The sequence below is a fragment of the Streptosporangium sp. NPDC048886 genome (assembly GCF_055586905.1).
The window spans coordinates 1-16,252 of record NZ_JBVJHH010000017.1 but is presented as its reverse complement, the minus strand read 5'-3'; the positions used below and the strand labels follow the sequence as shown (position 1 = coordinate 16,252).

14 protein-coding genes and 1 pseudogene are annotated in these 16,252 nt (G+C 65.9%); 11 read left to right on the top strand and 4 right to left on the bottom strand.

Features of this window, described 5'->3' with window-relative positions; genetic code table 11:
* A partial coding sequence (locus tag ACZ6R6_RS21780) for a cytochrome P450 (RefSeq protein ID WP_470095915.1) occupies positions 1–1,186 on the bottom strand: 1,186 nt, incomplete at its 3' end.
* Between the two features lie 156 nt (positions 1,187–1,342).
* Positions 1,343–1,609: a hypothetical protein gene (locus ACZ6R6_RS21775; RefSeq protein ID WP_470095913.1), complete on the bottom strand. Its 267-nt coding sequence runs from the start codon at positions 1,607–1,609 to the stop codon at positions 1,343–1,345.
* 102 nt (positions 1,610–1,711) lie between these two features.
* Between ACZ6R6_RS21775 and ACZ6R6_RS21770 the strand changes: the two genes are divergently transcribed.
* The 7 genes from ACZ6R6_RS21770 (at position 1,712) to ACZ6R6_RS21740 (ending at position 10,534) form a co-directional block, all read left to right on the top strand.
* Complete coding sequence (locus ACZ6R6_RS21770) at positions 1,712–2,290, top strand: hypothetical protein (RefSeq protein ID WP_470095911.1); 579 nt, start codon at positions 1,712–1,714, stop codon at positions 2,288–2,290.
* Positions 2,291–2,707: 417 nt separating this feature from the next.
* Entirely contained in the window at positions 2,708–3,640 is a 933-nt protein-coding gene (locus tag ACZ6R6_RS21765) for a hypothetical protein (RefSeq protein WP_470095909.1), read from the top strand.
* Positions 3,641–4,402: 762 nt separating this feature from the next.
* Positions 4,403–4,954 (top strand): RNA polymerase sigma factor, encoded by a 552-nt coding sequence (locus ACZ6R6_RS21760; RefSeq protein WP_470095907.1) that lies wholly within the window; start codon positions 4,403–4,405, stop codon positions 4,952–4,954.
* A gap of 20 nt (positions 4,955–4,974) precedes the next feature.
* Complete coding sequence (locus ACZ6R6_RS21755) at positions 4,975–5,529, top strand: hypothetical protein (RefSeq protein ID WP_470095905.1); 555 nt, start codon at positions 4,975–4,977, stop codon at positions 5,527–5,529.
* A 226-nt stretch (positions 5,530–5,755) separates the two neighbouring features.
* Positions 5,756–8,872 carry a S8 family serine peptidase gene (locus ACZ6R6_RS21750; RefSeq protein WP_470095903.1) on the top strand — a complete coding sequence of 1,039 codons (3,117 nt, stop codon included), beginning with the start codon at positions 5,756–5,758 and terminating at the stop codon, positions 8,870–8,872.
* A gap of 448 nt (positions 8,873–9,320) precedes the next feature.
* Complete coding sequence (locus ACZ6R6_RS21745; RefSeq protein WP_470095901.1) at positions 9,321–9,947, top strand: ClpP family protease; 627 nt, start codon at positions 9,321–9,323, stop codon at positions 9,945–9,947.
* A complete protein-coding gene (locus tag ACZ6R6_RS21740; protein ID WP_470095899.1) occupies positions 9,944–10,534 on the top strand; it encodes a ClpP family protease in 591 nt (196 codons plus the stop codon). The genes ACZ6R6_RS21745 and ACZ6R6_RS21740 overlap by 4 nt, the downstream gene beginning before the upstream one ends.
* 27 nt (positions 10,535–10,561) lie before the next feature.
* Here the strand turns inward: ACZ6R6_RS21740 and ACZ6R6_RS21735 are convergent, their stop codons facing one another.
* Positions 10,562–10,918 carry a helix-turn-helix domain-containing protein gene (locus ACZ6R6_RS21735; protein WP_470095897.1) on the bottom strand — a complete coding sequence of 119 codons (357 nt, stop codon included), beginning with the start codon at positions 10,916–10,918 and terminating at the stop codon, positions 10,562–10,564.
* A gap of 149 nt (positions 10,919–11,067) precedes the next feature.
* Here ACZ6R6_RS21735 and ACZ6R6_RS21730 point away from each other — a divergent pair.
* Positions 11,068–12,129 (top strand): annotated as a pseudogene (locus tag ACZ6R6_RS21730) (IS630 family transposase).
* A 16-nt stretch (positions 12,130–12,145) separates the two neighbouring features.
* On the opposite strand, the gene ACZ6R6_RS21725 reads toward ACZ6R6_RS21730, so the two are convergent.
* Positions 12,146–12,478, bottom strand: coding sequence for a transposase (locus ACZ6R6_RS21725; RefSeq protein ID WP_470095895.1), 333 nt, complete (start codon positions 12,476–12,478; stop codon positions 12,146–12,148).
* A 170-nt stretch (positions 12,479–12,648) separates the two neighbouring features.
* On the opposite strand from ACZ6R6_RS21725, the gene ACZ6R6_RS21720 reads away from it, so the two are divergent.
* The 3 genes from ACZ6R6_RS21720 to ACZ6R6_RS21710 all read left to right on the top strand — a co-directional run bounded on the left by ACZ6R6_RS21720 (position 12,649) and on the right by ACZ6R6_RS21710 (position 15,879).
* Positions 12,649–14,469, top strand: a complete 1,821-nt coding sequence (locus ACZ6R6_RS21720) for a GmrSD restriction endonuclease domain-containing protein (RefSeq protein WP_470095893.1) — start codon at positions 12,649–12,651, stop codon at positions 14,467–14,469.
* Between the two features lie 352 nt (positions 14,470–14,821).
* Positions 14,822–15,355, top strand: a complete 534-nt coding sequence (locus ACZ6R6_RS21715) for a winged helix-turn-helix domain-containing protein (RefSeq protein WP_470095891.1) — start codon at positions 14,822–14,824, stop codon at positions 15,353–15,355.
* Positions 15,280–15,879, top strand: a complete 600-nt coding sequence (locus tag ACZ6R6_RS21710) for a transposase (protein ID WP_470095889.1) — start codon at positions 15,280–15,282, stop codon at positions 15,877–15,879. Before ACZ6R6_RS21715 ends, ACZ6R6_RS21710 begins: the two co-directional genes overlap by 76 nt.
* Positions 15,880–16,252: the final 373 nt, after the last annotated feature.

The window sequence follows — 16,252 nt, the reverse complement described above, 5'->3', positions numbered from 1 at the left end:
AGGGACGGTGAGTCAGGCCGTCGCTCCACTCGACCTCCTCTGCCGGAACGGCCAGCCGCAGCCCCGGCCGTTTGACCGCCAGCGCCCGGACGGCTTCGGTGAGCTCCACCCTGGCCAGCGCGGCGGCCAGGCAGCGGTGTGGGCCGTACCCGAAGGCCAGGTGCGGGTGCGGCGGCTGCGCGCCGAAGCGGTGGATGTCGAAGCGCTCCGGCTCGAGGAAGGCGCTGGGGTCGTGGTTGGCGGCGTTGAGGTTGGGCATCACGACCGTCCCGGCTTTCAGGGTGCCGCCCGACAGCTTGACGTCCTCGGTCATCCGGCGCATGAACGCACTGGCCGGCGGCCCGTCGTAGCGCAGGATCTCCTCGGCCGCGGCGGGCGCCAGATCCGGCTGAGCGACCAGCTCGTCCCACTGCCCGCGATGGAGCATGAGGCGGAAGGCGCCCCTGGACACCATCGAGGTGGTCGTCTCGTGCCCCGCGGTGATCAGCGAGAACACGGTGTTGACCAGTTCGCCCTCGCTCAGCCGGTCCTCGTCGTCGCGGGCCTGCACGAGCAGGTCGATGAGATCGTCGCCGGGTTCCGCGCGATGACGGGCCACCAGGTCGCGGGCGTAGGCCATGAATTCGGTGTAGCCCTGGTAGCGGACCTGTCCGGTCGCGGTGGAGGTGGTGAGGAACATGTCCGTCCAGGCCACGAACCGGTCGTAGTCGGCATACGGCACGCCGAGCAGCCGGCAGATGACCTGGCCCGGCAGCCGCACCGCGAACGCGTCCACCAGGTCGAACTCCTCCCCCAGCCCGTCGAGCAGCTCACCGGCGATCTCCGCGATCCATGGCCGCCACGGCTCGGTCCGGCGGGGCGTGAAGGCCCCGTGCATGATCCGCCGGTAGCGGGTGTGCCCCGGCGGATCCTGGTTGATCAGCGCGTCCGGGTCGTCGTCGATGCCCATACCGCTCACCAGCCGCGGCAGGCCCGGCAGACGCAGGTTGCGGCTGGAGGCCGCCGAACCCAGCAGGGTCCGCACGTCCTCGTACCTGACGGCCACCGGCACCAGGTCCCCGCTCGGCATCGCGGCCGGGTCCAGCGGCCCCTCCCGGCGGCGGCGGGCGAACTCCGGCGGCGGCGTGCCCAGCGGTCCGGGGACGATGTCGGGCCAGGTCTTCTTCGGGTCGAGTTCGGCGGTCATCGCACCCCTTCCGTTCCTGGCACCGCACAGGCGCACTTCCATTCCTGGCACCGCGCAGGCGCACTTCCTGTCCGGGTGCCGCGCAGGCGGCCCAAGCGGAACGTACGCAGGAGACCGCCCACGGTCAACAGCCTGTTCCGGACACCTTCCACCCGGCTACCCGGCCGCGCGGAGCCGGGCCCGCCCGTCCACCACCTCAGGTCGACAGCGGACGAGATACGGCATGCGCTTGCGGTAGCGGCCCCACAGTTCCCCAACGGACGTGGAGAGGGTGAAACGCTCGCGGACCTTGCCGAAGAAGACCTCACGATGCGGATGGCCGTCCCGATCGAGAGCGAGCAGCCAGTCCACCGCCCCGCTCCCGAGACCGTGTCCGTCGACGGACTCCGCGGTCCATGTCTGGAACGCCTCGTCCAGGTTCACGAGCGTGTTGTCCAGGTCGAGGAGCGCGAGCCGTTGCGCGATCGCCCACCCTACGGGCAGACCACGACGAGGGCGGGAGATCGATATCAGGGTGACGTCGTGATGATCGAGAGCCCACCCGGGTGGCGCTTCCTCACTGCGGTGGCGATCGCGGCGTTCATCAGTTTGTGGTGGTCCAGCGTGCCCTTCCCATACGCCGAGGGAGGAGTCTTCGGGCTGTTCGTCTGGGTGCCGCTCGTCTTGTACTGGCTCATCCGCCTGTGCGTGGCGATGGCGACCGGATGGCGGACGCTGTCGATGAGACGGCTGCTGCGCTGGCTGCCGACTCCCCTCATCGTGCTCGGCGTGTGGGGCGTCATCCACCTGGACGGCTCCTTCTCGGCGCGCTTCGCGCTCTCGCGATCCAGCATGGAGCAGTACGCGGAATCGATCATCGACGGTGGCGGACGCACCGACCCCGGATGCCGATGGACGGGGCTGTATCACGTCTGCGGACATTACGCGGGCGAAGCGGAGGGCGCTCCTCCCACCGCCCAGCTCGATGTGACCGACTGGCCCCTCGGGGCGTCGCGATGCTTCACCTGGACGCCCGACGGCCGGCCTCGCCCCGAGGACCACGAATACGGGCTCAGGCACCTCACCGGCCCCTGGTGGGGGTGCAGGGACTGGGACGGATGGTGACGGCACCTCGCTATCTCACCGCCTGGTGGAAAGCGCCCGAACCCCCTGCCCCTTCTGATCCGTAGCCATTTCGAGGTCGTCCACCGGCGTCCAGAGGCGTCAGAAAGACCCGCTCAGAGGCGCCTCACGCTTGCTGATCTTTAACCCGTGAAGTTCGGCGGTCTGAGAGTCTCACCGGTCCACGGCCTCCCTGTGATCGACAAGCCGTTCACCAGTGGCGGCCCCTAGCCTCGTCCTTGTTCCTCGGGTCCGAGGCGGTACGGCGGGAGCGGATCCGGGCACGCGCGCGACATCGGGGGAAGCATCTTGGGCGGGATCGGCTACGACGAGGAAGTCGTCAGAGACGACAGTCTCGTACCGCGGGGTGCATGTTCCGCCGCCTCGGGCTGAGCCGGGCAGGTGGCGTCCGCCAGGACGGTGCCCTTCGGGAAGAAGATTTCGATACCCCAGAAAGGCGATAAGAACGTGTTCCGGCAGAAAGGCGCAATAAAGCCGCGCCATGTACTGTGCGTGCTCGGCTGGGACCTGGATGTGGAGACGGTACGGGAAGTCGTCGGCGACGTCGCGGGGATCGGCTTCACCGTCGACCGTGAGCGGCACCGGCGGGCCTTCGACTCACGGATGCCGAGTTCATTCGAGGCTTGCATGGCGGACGTCTCCTTCACTGAATCGGACTGGGAGGCGGTGAAGGGGCACGACTCAGTGGTGTACGTGCTGTCGCCGCCGATGCGGCAGCACCGCTCTTTCGACCCTCGGTACGCCACACCCGCCGACGACGCGATCTCCGAGGAATTGTGGACGCAGACGTTCGACGTCTCACGGCGGATGCTGGAGGTGACGGCCGCGCTGTTGCGTTCGGGCGCCACCGCCGTGAAGAACGAGAGCAGCGGCCTGGCACACGGCCGGGACCGGTGGCTCACCCTGGCCGACAAGGTGTCCAGCGCGCCGAATTGGGCGGAGTTGGCCACCACGCTGTTCTATGCCTGGGTCAAGCGGCCGATCAGCGATGGGAGCCTGATGAGAAGTTGCGGCATGCATCTGCTGGGTGCGCCGGATGTGGAGGTCGACCTGGTCCAGCCGGTCTCGCAGCACCTGCCCGGGGAACTCCTGGAGGGCGGCGTGCAACTGATTGACGAGGTGGCGTTCTACCTGCTGGTCGAGTCGCGGGCACTGGAGATCACCGACGGGGAGGGGTTCCGGCTCGCACCCGATACGCAGCGCTGGATCATGCACAGGCACCCTTGCCAGGGCTATGAGGAGGACAGTTTCTTCTTCAACCCTTATGGGTACTGGCGCTTGACGCCTGACGGGTCTTCCCCGCCGACGTTCCCGGTGCGCGCTGATCTTTGACTCGTGGTTCTTCTCAGCTGAGTGACCATGCCGGACTCCTGCGATACTCCGTCTGCCCACAGATCCCTGGCCCAGACCGGCAGGCCCTCATGCCGTTTTAACTCCACCGGATAAGCTCGGCAACCGCGACCGGAGGGCCTGCATGACCGCGTCTCCACAGGTCAGAGGATCGAAGAACGCGTTCCGCCACGGCCTGGCCGAACGCGGTGTTCTGGCCGTATCCGGCGTCGGCGACGATCACCTGCGGGCAAGGCCCCAGCCGGTCGCCTCGTCGATCAGATCTAGGGTCGGCCGCCACTTCTCCCGGTGCCCCACCTCCTCGGGCCCCCCGCTCTGGCCCGGCGCTCGGCGTCGTCGGCTGAAGATCGAGACAACCCGACGAAGTACCACTGGTTACACAGGCGGTCCGCACGCGGGTCTGCTCATCTGAAGTCCCGGACGGCCTTCTCCGCCGGTCTCTACGAGGTGGCCCGATGGCGGCAGGCCGCATGGTGCTGCGGCGTCGTCCAGACCGGGGCGCCCTGCCGTGGCCGTCCTCAGCGCCGGCGGCTGTCCGCTCGTCACCGGTAAGCGTCGCCCAGGTACCCCTTGACCTCGGTGACGTCGGCCACGGTGCCGTTCAGCCGGATCTGCCGTCACCCGCGTTCGTCACCGAGGCGAGGAGCCGCTCCGATATCGCTGCCAAGAAACACGGTCGGTGGATGTAACCCTTCTGCCGGTTCTCACCAAGCAGGGGCGAAATCGACGAAGGGAGCACGACCGGTGCGTCGCAAACAGGCGAAGATCGCCACAGATCCTGTGGCCTTCGAGGCCTTCTACCGGCGGCATGTGGATGCGGTCACCCGCTTCCTCGCCCGCCGGGTCGACGACCCGCACACCGTCGCCGATCTGGTGGCCGAGGTGTTCGTGGCAGTGCTCGACTCGGCCCACACCTACCGGGCCGAGCTGGGGACCGAGATCGCCTGGCTCTACGGCGTCGCCCGCAAGGCGATCTCCGCTGAGCGGCGCAGAGCGTACAAGCAGCATCAGCTGACGGGCCGGGTGAACGGGCGGCGCACGCTCGACGTTGACGATTTCGCCGAGCTGGAGGAGCGCATCGACGCGGAGCGGCACACCAGGCAGGCGTTCGAGGCCATGGCCGATTTGCCGGAAGGGGAGCGCGCGGTACTGGAACTGGTCGTCATCGATCAGCTCACGGTCACCGAGGCCGCGCTCGCCCTCGGCATCGGGCACAGCGCCGCCAAGGTGCGTCTGCACCGCGCCCGCAAGAAGCTCCGGAACCTGCCCTTCGTCATGAGTGGAGCATCGGAATGAAATACCAGGAGCAACTACTGATGGAACTCAAAACCGAGGTCACCTACCGTACCGAGCGGCGTCGCCGCGTCACCCGCCGGCTGTACGCAGGCGGCGCGGTGGCCCTTCTCGCCGCAGTGGCGGCGTTCACCGTTCCGGTGCTGACCGGGACGGAGGAGCCCGCATACGCGGTGAGCAAGAACGCCGACGGCACGGTCCGGGTGGAGATCAACGAGTTCAGGGACGCCGATCGGCTGGAGCAGGACCTGCGCGACGCGGGCGTCACGGCCGACATCACCTACCTCCCACCGGGCAAGGAATGCAAGGTGGGCAGAGGAGAGACGGTCGGCCGGACGGTGACCCTGGGGCCGGACGCGAACGCGGTCGCCCGGATGCACAACGGCGGGCTGGACATCAACCCTCGGAACATCGGCGAAAACCACACCCTGGTGCTGGAGTTCGCCGGGAACGAGGGCACCCCCGCGGCCGAGAAGCGGGAGGTGTCGTGGCGGCTGACAGGGCATACGATCACCGGCCCGGTCACGCCGTGCGTCACAGTCGATGACCCCGAGTGGAAAACCGGCAACAGCAGCTGACCTCGGCCGTCATCGCCGTTGATTGCCAGTGCGGCCATCGTCTGGCGGCACGGCGCAGCGGCACGGTGACCCCGCCACTGGCGGCTTCAAGGCTTCGCAGCTCACGGCTTCACGGCCGTGAGCTGCGCTCATCGTCCTCTACACCCTCACCGAGGGCAGCCCGATCCTCCCACACGGAGATCTTGTGTCCGATACACCATCGTTCCGATCTTTGCTCACAAGTTCATTGACCGCCGTTCTGGCCGTGTTCCTCGGCGTGACCCCGGCCCACGCCGAGCCGTCCGCACCCAGGAGCGAGCCTGACGGCGTCACCCTGATCACCGGCGACCGCGTCGTGATCACCGGTTCCGGCCAGCGCATCGAGCCCGGCCCCGGCAGGCAGGTGAGCTTCATCCGGCAGCTCATCGACGGCCATGTGTACGTGATCCCATCCGACGCCCGCCCCTTGCTCGCCCAGGGCCTGTTGGACAGGCGCCTGTTCGACGTCACCCAACTCCTGGCCTGGCGGTACGACGACGCCGCCACTGCCGACATCCCCCTGATCATCCAGTCCGAGCGGGCGCCCGTGGGGGTCCGCACCACCCGGAGCCTGACCGGCCTCGGTATGAACGCGCTCAGCGTGCCCAAGGCGAGCGCCGCCCGTACCTGGAAGGACCTGACCGACGGCGTCCACGCACTCGGCGCAACGAAGACGAAGCTCTGGCTGGACGGCCGCCGCACCTTCGACCTCGATCGCAGCGTCAAGCAGATCGGTGCGCCTCAGGCATGGGAGCGCGGCCTGACCGGCAAGGGCGTCACGGTCGCCGTGCTCGACAGCGGCTACGACGCCGGCCATCCCGACCTGCAGGACGTCGTCGCCCAGGAGCGGAACTTCAGCAACGACCCGGACATGCGTGACACCGTTGGGCACGGCACCCATGTCGCCTCCATCGTCGCCGGGGCCGGCGGACAGTACCGAGGCGTGGCTCCCGGCGCCAGACTCGCGATCGGCAAGGTCGGCAGTGCGTACGTCCGCGACTCCGCCATCCTCGCCGGCATGGAATGGGCCGCCCTGGAGGTCAAGGCGAAGATCGTCAACATGAGCCTGGGCAGCCCCGACACCCCTGAGCTCGACCCCCTCGAGCAGGCGGTGAACACCCTGTCCGAGCGGACGGGAGCCTTGTTCGTGGTGTCCGCGGGCAACCGCCACGACCTGCCCGTCTCCAGTCCCGGCAGCGCCGACGCGGCCCTCACCGTCGGCGCCGTGGACCGGGACGACCGGCTGGCCCGCTTCTCCAGCAAGGGGCCGCGCGAAGGCGACCACGCCATCAAACCCGACGTCACCGCGCCCGGCGTGGGCATCATGGCCGCGGCCGCCGAGGGCACCGCCGACGGCCCGCACATCGCGCTGAGCGGCACGTCGATGGCGGCCCCGCATGTTGCAGGAGCCGCAGCCATCCTCGCCGAGCAGCACCCCGACTGGACGGGTGGGCAGCTCAAGTCCGCGTTGATCGGCAGCGCGCGACCCATGGACGGTGCGACCCCGTACGAGGGGGGCGCCGGACGCGTGGACGTACCACGGGTGATCAAGCAGCCGGTCGTGGCCGACAAGCCCAACGTGTGGGCCGCCTTCTCCTGGGGCGATTCCACCCGGACCCAGACCACGACCCTCACGTACGCCAACTCCGGCGACGCTCCCGTCACCCTCGACCTCACCACCGAGGGCGACACGGTGAAACTGTCCACGCGACGGCTCGACGTGCCCGCCGGGGGCACGGCGTCGGTCACGCTCACCATCGACGCCGGCGGCAAGGCCCCCGGCGACTACCCGGGGACGATCACCGCCACCTCCGGCGAGATGACGGTCCGCACGCTGGCGGGCGCGTATGTCGAGCCCGAGTCCTACGACGTGCGGCTCACGGCGCACGGCAAGGAGGGAGACGTCACCAACGTCTTCACGCAGATCTACGATCCCGAGACCGGCGAGACACGACAGCTGATCCTCGACAGTGCGACCGGCACGATCCGGCTGCCGAAGGGGCACTGGAAGCTGTACGCCGAGATTTACGACTCCACCCGGAAAATCACCCTCGCCCACACCGATCTGCGCGTGGACGCCGATCGGCAGGTGATCCTGGACGGTCGTCAGGGCAAGCAGGTCCGCTTCTCGATCGACGACCCGAACGTCGTACCCCGCGACGTCGTCGACATCATGGTCGGCAACGGAAAGTGGGAGGTGACCTGGGGTGCCGCGCTGGACGTCCGCAGCGATCTCTTCGCCATTCCCACGCGGGAGGCCGGGCTGCGTTACATGATCAGGAGCATCTGGGACGGCGAGGATCCCTCCGGGCGGCCCTACCTGTACGACCTCCTCGACCGCCGCACCGGAGGAATCCCCGAAGACCCCGGTTCCCTGGCACGCCGCGACGACCTCGCCAAAGTAACCGCGACCTACCACGCCTCCGGCGTCGCGGCCAAGGGCGTGCCGCGCTTCGCGCCGCGGTCCGACGACGGCGTGCCTCTCTTTCTGCAGTCGCTTCCGGCCGAGGTGAGCCTGCCGGGCAGCGTCACGTATCTTCGTACGCCGGGCACCGTCTGGGAGAGCACACTACAGACCGGCACCACGGTGATGTCCGACTCCGGCACGCTCATGAAGCGCGGGCACACCCGGGAAGTGTGGAACGCGGCGGTGGCCGGGCCGTCCCTCGTCACCGTAACCGGCACCCGTACCGGAGACGAACTGCACTTCAACGCGGGCCCGCTCTTCGCTGACGGCGTCGCGGGCCGTATCGGCTCGGACCGGGCGGCCACCGGCACCGCCACACTTAGCACCGGCGGGCAGGTGCTCGCCCAGGCCGAGCTGTCCGGTTGCGACATCGCCGCGCTCCCGACCTGCGTACTGGACGCCGTCCTGCCGTCGGCGCCGACCAGGTACACGCTGGGCGTGTCAATGAGCAGACAGGTTCCGCACACGGCGCTGTCCACGGCGGTGAAGGCCGTGTGGGAGTTCGACTCGGCCCGCACCGCGGATCGACGGCCACTGCCGCTTGCCGTGATGCGGTACGCCCCGACCGGCCTCGACGCCTACAACCGAGCCAAGCCCGGCACGGTGACCAGGGTGCCCATGTGGGTGGAGCGCAACCCCGGCGCTGCCGAGACGAAGGTGAGATCCGTTCGGCTGGAAGCGTCCTTCGACGACGGGGAGACGTGGCGGCCGGTTCCGGTCGTGCCTTCCGGGTCCGGTTGGAAGGCTGCCATCCAGAACCCACGCACGCAGGGATTCGTCTCCCTTCGAGTCGCCGTCACCGACACCGCTGGCGCTTCGCTCACCCAGACCATCACGCGCGCCTACGGCATCGCCTGACAGTGACGACGTAGATGAACGCCTCCCGCCCGGCCTGCCCCATCGCCTGACTGACCTCGGGTCAACGCGATCTGCCGGCTCTGGCGGGGAAGAGGACTTGTGCGGTCGGCCCGGGGACGCGGTATCGGTGTTGCCACCGGTCCGTTTCCCCGAGCCGCTACCCCAGCCCGGCGTGCCCGTCTCCGAGGAGCCGGCGGTGGCCGCACCCGACGCGGCCATCCGGCGCTGAGGGGTGACGGGCGCGTATAGATCGTAATCCACCGATCTCGGTAGTTCACGGTCGGATCTTCGGCCCCGGCGCGGGCGTAAGGAGAACGCGCTCGCCCTACTCGATTCCCGACCGCAATGCTACGAACCAGGCCGGAAACCGAGTTCTCGCTGCTCAGAGCAGATCTGCCCCAAGCGGATCGTGTCGACGCCGATCCGGATCGCCCCACATGATGGACGCATGAGCGAAGAATCAAAACTTCCACTGTTCAACGCGCAGGTAAGACGCCAGCTCTACGAGCAGCGTGTTCTCGTTCTCGATGGCCCTCTCGACGATGACAATGGGACACTGCTCGCCACGCAATTCATCGCACTCGCCACGCAGGACGCGTCGACCGATATCGCATTGTGGATTCACTCCCCGGGCGGATCGGTTCCCTCGATGCTTGCGATCCGTGACATCATTCGACTGATTCCCTGTGACGTATCGACCCTGGTGCTGGGCATCGCCTACAGCGCCGGGCAATTCTTGCTGTCAGCTGGGACCCGAGGGAAGCGCCGCGCCCTGCCGCATGCACGTGTCCTGATGCACCAGGGCTCGGCGGGAATCGGCGGCACCGCAGTCGACATCGAACTGCAGGCCGGCGACCTTCGGCATACTCGCGACACGGTGCTCGGCCTTATCGCCGAGGACACGGGTCAGCCCGTCGAGCGCATCTTCGAGGATTCTCTGCACGATCGCTGGTACACAGCACAAGAGGCGCTGGACTACGGCTTCATAGACACAATCGTGGAGAGCTTCGGCGAAATCGCGCCAGGCAATCGTCCACGGCTCGGATTCGGCGTCACCGACGGAGTCAGCCAGTGACCACTTACACGATCCCGAACGTCATCACTCAGAATTCTCGTGGCGAGCGGATCATGGATGTCTACTCGCACCTGCTCACTGAACGAATCGTCTATCTGGGAACCGCAATCGACGCGGGCGTCGCCAACGCGCTCGTCGCACAGCTTATTTTTCTGGAGTCAGACAACCCCGATGCCGACATACAGTTCTATATCAACTGTGAAGGCGGGGACCCGAGCGCAATGCTCGCGATATACGACACCATGCGCTATATCCGCCCGCGGGTTGCGACAACCTGCGTTGGACAGGCCATCGCGGTGGGTGCCGTCCTTCTCGCCGCCGGCGCCCAAGGAAAACGTGCCGCTCTCCCGCACGCACGAGTAATCCTGCACCAACCAGCTGCTCAGGGGCGCGGCACGATCCCCGATCTCATCTTGCAAGCCGACGAGGTCGTCCGTGTCCGGGCAGACATCGAGCGCATACTGTCACGACACACCGGCCAGACGATCGAGACTCTACGCGCCGACACCGATCACGATCGCGTGTTCACCGCGACCGCGGCCTTGGAGTACGGACTCCTCGATCAGATCATCGAGGAGCATTCATAGGCCAGTGGACAATCCCGGCAAGCCACGCTACGCGGCCAGAGCATACGCCGCCGAGCAGGTAGCACCTCTCGACGTGCTGCTCTGAGCAGACCGCAAGCTCGCGGCGACGGCAAGGGTCAGATCGACCAGGGTCACATCCAGCGCGCCGGCGACCGCAGCGATCATTTCGCTCGACGGCTCTTTGACGCCCCGTTCCATCTCGGAGAGATACTGCGGCGAGACTCCGGCGCGACGTGCCGTCTCGCTCAACTTCTCGCCCCGCTCGTGACGGAGACCTCTGAGACACTCACCGAGCGCGTGCCGCCACAGCGGCTCGCGAGCCGGAGACGGCTTGGGGTTGGTCCGATCGATCGCTGGACGTAGCTGCGAGACAGAAGAGGCCATGCCTCACCTTAGGTAGATGGCGCGTTCGAGTTGGGGCGGATCCGCGCAGAGCAGAACCGTCCCCTCTCCTCCGCTCCGTCTCACTGATCTTCAACTCGTGATGTTCGGTGATCATGTGATATGCCGGGCTTCGACGGTATCCCCAGTTCATGCGGTATGCGCAAGGCGGCGGGCTGACCGCCGCGCTACGAATCAAGCGTGAACAGGTACGGCTGCGCGCGGCCGAACTGTTCGCCCACGGCTACACCGACACCGAGGTCGCCAGGGAACTGCGGGTCACGCGCGTGTCGGCCAATCGCTGGCATCGCGCCTGGTCATGGCGGGGCATCAGGGTGCTGTCCGCCAAGGGCCCGGCCTCGCTGCCGCGGCTGAGCGAGACGCAGTTCGCCCGGCTGCAGGCCGCGCTGCGGCAGGGGTCGGCCGCGCACGGCTGGGACGACCAGCGCTGGACGCCGGCCCGGGTCAAAACGGTGATCGGCCGGATGTTCCACCTGTCCTACTCGCTGCCCGGAGTGTGGAAGCTGCTCAAGCGCCACGGCTGGTCGTGCCAGGTGCCGGCGCGCCGGGCGAGCGAGCGCGACGAGGACGCCATCGTGACCTGGAAGGAACAGGTGTGGCCGCTCGTGGAACCACCGCGGCGGACCTGGATGCCTGGGTCTGCTTCGAAGACGAGTGCGGGCGGACGCTGAGACCGCCGGCGGCTCGCACCTGGGGCGTGCGTGGTGTAACCCCGGTGGTGTGCGTGCCGGGCCGCCGCGACGGCAGGGTCTCGGCCGCCGCCCTGGCCTGCTACCGGCCCGGACGGCGGCCCCGGCTGATCTACCGGGTGCACCTGTATCGGCGGCGCGCCGATGAGGTGGCGAGCTTCACCTGGCGCGACTACCGCGACTTGATCGTCATGGCGCATCTGCAGCTCGGCGCACCGATCGTGGTCATCTGGGACAATCTCAACCGGCACACCTGCGCCCCGACGCGGCAGTTCAACGCCGCCTGGCTGCGCGTCTCTCAGCTGCCGCCGTATGCTCCCAACCTCAACCTGGTTGAAGGGCATCTGGTCGCTGATGAACCGCGGCGGGCTGACCAACCTCGCCGCCGTGGGCCTGGACCACCTGGTGCGCGTGATGAAACGCGAGCTGAAGAAGATCCAGTACCGGCCACATCTGATCGACGGTTGCCTGACCGGGACCGGCCTGGCCCTCAAGCCACTGTAACTTCACGAATTAAAGATCAGTGACTGTCCACGATGCCCGCGCTGGGCAGTGGGTGCCGGCCCTGCCGGACACGCTCCCGTTCCCGCAGTATGGTCAGGATCTGCTCCCAGCGACCCTCGATCCGCCACAGGCGCCAGTAGTGGTAAACCGTCTGCCAGGGCGGCAGGTCGTGGGGTAGCAGCCGCCAGGCACACCCGGCCCGCAGCCAGTAGGCCAGGGCGTTGACGATCTCACGCCGTTCATGCACCGCCGGGCGCCCGCCCGACTTGGCCGGCGGAACCAGCGGAGCAAGGGCCTGCCATTCGGTATCGGACAGATCCGTCGGATACGCGGCGCGCTTCCTCGGCATCGGTGGCCTCCCGTACCTCAAAACGGGTCGCTACACCATTACCATGCCCTTTCATGGACTTTTCAGACACCCTCTAGTCACCCGGCTCCGTGAGCACTACATCACGTCGTGACCTTTAGCCCTTAGTCGGCTACGCTAGGTCACTCGACTTAAGCGATGAGGGAGTAGGAATGTCGGAGCCAGCAGTCAACGTTGACCTAATTCCCGTCGAGAGCCAAACAAGAACTATACAGACCTGCTTTCAACAGTGTCTCTACGAGGTCCCGAATTTTCAGCGTCCGTACAGCTGGTCTACAGACCAGCTAGAAGATTTTTGGGATGATGTCGTTCTAGCACGAGGCGATTTCTTCTTCGGTTCTACTGTAACGTGGGTAAGCCAAAAGAGAGACTTGTTCAACGATACATATTCGATCATCGATGGTCAGCAGCGCCTTACGACGAGCACGATCATCCTTTCGGTGATTCGCGATGCACTTCTGGATGTCAGTAAAAAGAATAAGGAGATAGAAAGCGTATTTCGATCTGCAAAGAGCCAGGCGGACGCCACGCAAAAGTACATCATTGTTACCGACGATGATGGTGTCCCGCATCGGGTCTTGATTCGCCCAGAGGATATGTTCTACGAACATATTCAGAACCCGAGCGCGATTCCCTCCGGCGTCAAATGGAATGGCAGTGCGCAGCGCATCGGAGAGGCAAGGAAATTCTTCGAAGGTAGAATAATCAACGACCTTAATGGCCGATCTGCCAAGGATCAGGTTGACCGACTCAAGGCGATTAGGGCGAATGTCCTAAAGGCTCGGGTAATCCAGGTGGAACTAGCTTCAGAGGAAGATGGGTTCCTAATCTTCGAAACCCTCAATACCCGAGGAGCCGATCTCCTGCTCTCCGACCTGGTGAAGAACTTGCTAATTCGGGGCGGCGCTAGGGATGTTCCTGACCGAAAGGCGATTGCTACGCGCTGGGAGAGCATCGTCGATAGAGTGCAAGATGGTCGTATCAGTAATGATGTTGTCGACCGGTTTATCTGGCAGTCCTGGAACTCTCGCCGCGACGCAGCCACAGAGCCGGAGCTATTCAAGAAGATTAGCAGTCTGGTGGGATCAGATTCCACGAAACATCTGTCTTATTTGCAAGAGCTCGAAGTAGATTCTTCGACATATGCATGGCTTGAACAGGAACATGTCCAGGTTCAGCTGGATAAGCACGGAGGTCACCGCAACGCTCTCGCTGTTCCGGAGGTTGTTGATAGCATTCGCGCACTGGCAATCTTCAACGTCTCGGTGGCAAACTCAGCCGTGCTTGCCACCGCCCGAAAATACCAAGAAACGAATCTCCTAAGCCGATCCCAGCTTATCGAAGTTATGCGCCTCCTGGAGAACTTTCACTTCCAGTTCACGGCCCTGACAAATAGCGGGTCAACTGGCGGAACGCGCGGGCGCTATAACAGATTCGCGGTTCTCCTCGAGAAGGCCGAAAGCAAGGATAAAGTCGCGGCCGCGATCAGGGATTTGAGGGTGAAACTGCGATCAAGTCTCTCCAGCCACAGTCTGGCCACCAAGGCGTTTCAAGAAATCTTCTATGCGCCCTCCCTGCGACTGAACCAGGCGCAGAAGTTGCGATCACGCAAGATCTTTGTAGCGTACGTTCTTATGACTTTTGCTAAGTGGCACAAGTTGCTGCCGGCTGGACAGAATCTTGAGACGTGGTCGATTGAACACATAAAGCCGCAGTCATTGGGCGGGGACGACAAGAAGAATCCCGTCTATTCAATCGGAAATCTCACGCTACTAACACACGCGCTAAATAACGAACTCGGAAACGCCAAGCTGCCCATCAAGTTGGCCGCTCTTCGTAGCGGAAGCGCGTATTTTGACCCGGAGCTTGAGTCGTGGTCGGCTAATGTAGCCGAGTTCCCATCGGACGATCAGATAGCGTCTCGCGGTGCCCGGTTGGGCAAAGAAGCGCTGAATAAGGTGTGGAACGTTTAATGCCTCTATAACTGGTGTGACCGGTCGAGAAAAGATTCCCTGACCGGTTTCTCGCTTGTAGAGGTCAGGCAGCAGACTACCAGCGGACCCTGAGGACGACGTTATCGTCTTCGGCCTGCCAAGAGTGGTCAATCCCTGGCCCCACACGACGTAGTCCCCCTGCTTTCCAGGGCGGTACTCCCTGTCGTGAGGTGACCAGAGACCAACAGCGTCCCGAAGCCAGGCGCAGCACCGCCCCATCTGCCATATACGGCGACCGACTAGGGTCCGAGCACCTTGCAGCTGAGGTTGAAGGGCTGAAGTTACCTCGCTGAGAGCGTGATGATCGCTCCATAGCGGTCATACCGGAGGCATGAGGTACCCCGAAGGCGGCGGGCTGACCGCCGCCGCACGCGCCAGACGAGAACAGCTGCGTTTCGAGGCCGCTGACCTGTTCGCCCAGGGAGTTGCGGCACCGGAGGTGGCCCGCCGGTTCAGGGTGAGCCGGATGTCGGCCAACCGCTGGTACCGGGCCTGGCAGGCCGGCGGCACCACGGCGCTGGCCTCCAAGGGCCCCGGCGGGGAGAAGTGCCGCCTGGACGAGGCCCGGCTGAAGCGGTTGGAAGCCGAGCTGGAGCGCGGCCCGGCCGCGCATGGCTACACCGAGGACCAGCGCTGGACCCTGGCCCGGGTGGCGGACCTGACCGCTGCGCTGTTTCGCATCCGCTACACCCCTCGCGGGGTGTCCTATCTGCTGCATCGCCTCGGCTGGACCCCACAGATGCCCGTCCATCGCGCCGCTGAGCGCGACGAGCAGTGGACCATCGGGCAGTGGCCGGCGATAAAAGGACGACGCTCGACCTGGGCGCCTGGCTGTGCTGGGAAGATGAGGCCGGACAGAACCTGAGACCGCCGAAGGCCACCACCTGGGCGCCGCGGGGCAGGACCCCGGTGATGCGCGTGACCGGCAAGGGCTACGGCCGGGTGTGCCTGGCTGGGCTGGTGTGCGCCAAGCCCGGCCGGCGCACCCGGCTGATGTATCGGATGCTGATCCGGCGCGGGCGACCCGGGGAGGTCAAGGGTTTTAATCCCCGGCGGTTCGCAGCTCTGTTGGATGCCGCGCACGCCCAGCTCGGCGGGGCGATCGTGCTGGTGTGGGACAACGACCGCCGCCACCTGTCGGCCGCGATGCGCGCGTTGATCGATGCCCGCCCGTGGCTGACGGTCTTCCAGTTGCCCGCTTATGCGCCGGAGCTGAACCCGGCCGAGGGCGTGTGGTCGGCGCTCAAGCGCGCTTTGGCCAACCTCGCGCCTCGCGACATCGACGAACTCGCCGGAGTCGTCGCCACCAAGCTCAAACGAATGCAGTACCGATCCGGCCTGTTGGACGGCTTCATTGCTCAGACCGGCTTCATCCTCAAACCGCTGTAACTCCAGCCCTTCAACCTCAGAGGCCCGATCACCTCGGGGTGGAGTTCCCCGCCGGAGGCAAGAAGGAGCGTCATGCAGGAACAGCCGACGCTTTCGGCGGCCATCATAGCTAGCCCATTCTTGCTCCTGGGCGTGTGTCTCACCGCTGTAGGGCGCTGCCCGTCGTCCTGCCTCTGGCGCGGCAGGCGGCGGCGCGGCCGGGACCGGCCGAAGAGCCGCACGCCCGGCCGCGACCGCCGCCCTCAGCGCCGCCGTCGCCCGCAGGGCGGCGGCTTGAAGCAAGGCCGCGTAGTTAAGGGTTCGGGGGCTGAGTCAAGGGATCTGCGGGTGTGCCGTTCAGGGCAGACACAGCAACGGGACCTCTGATAAATCA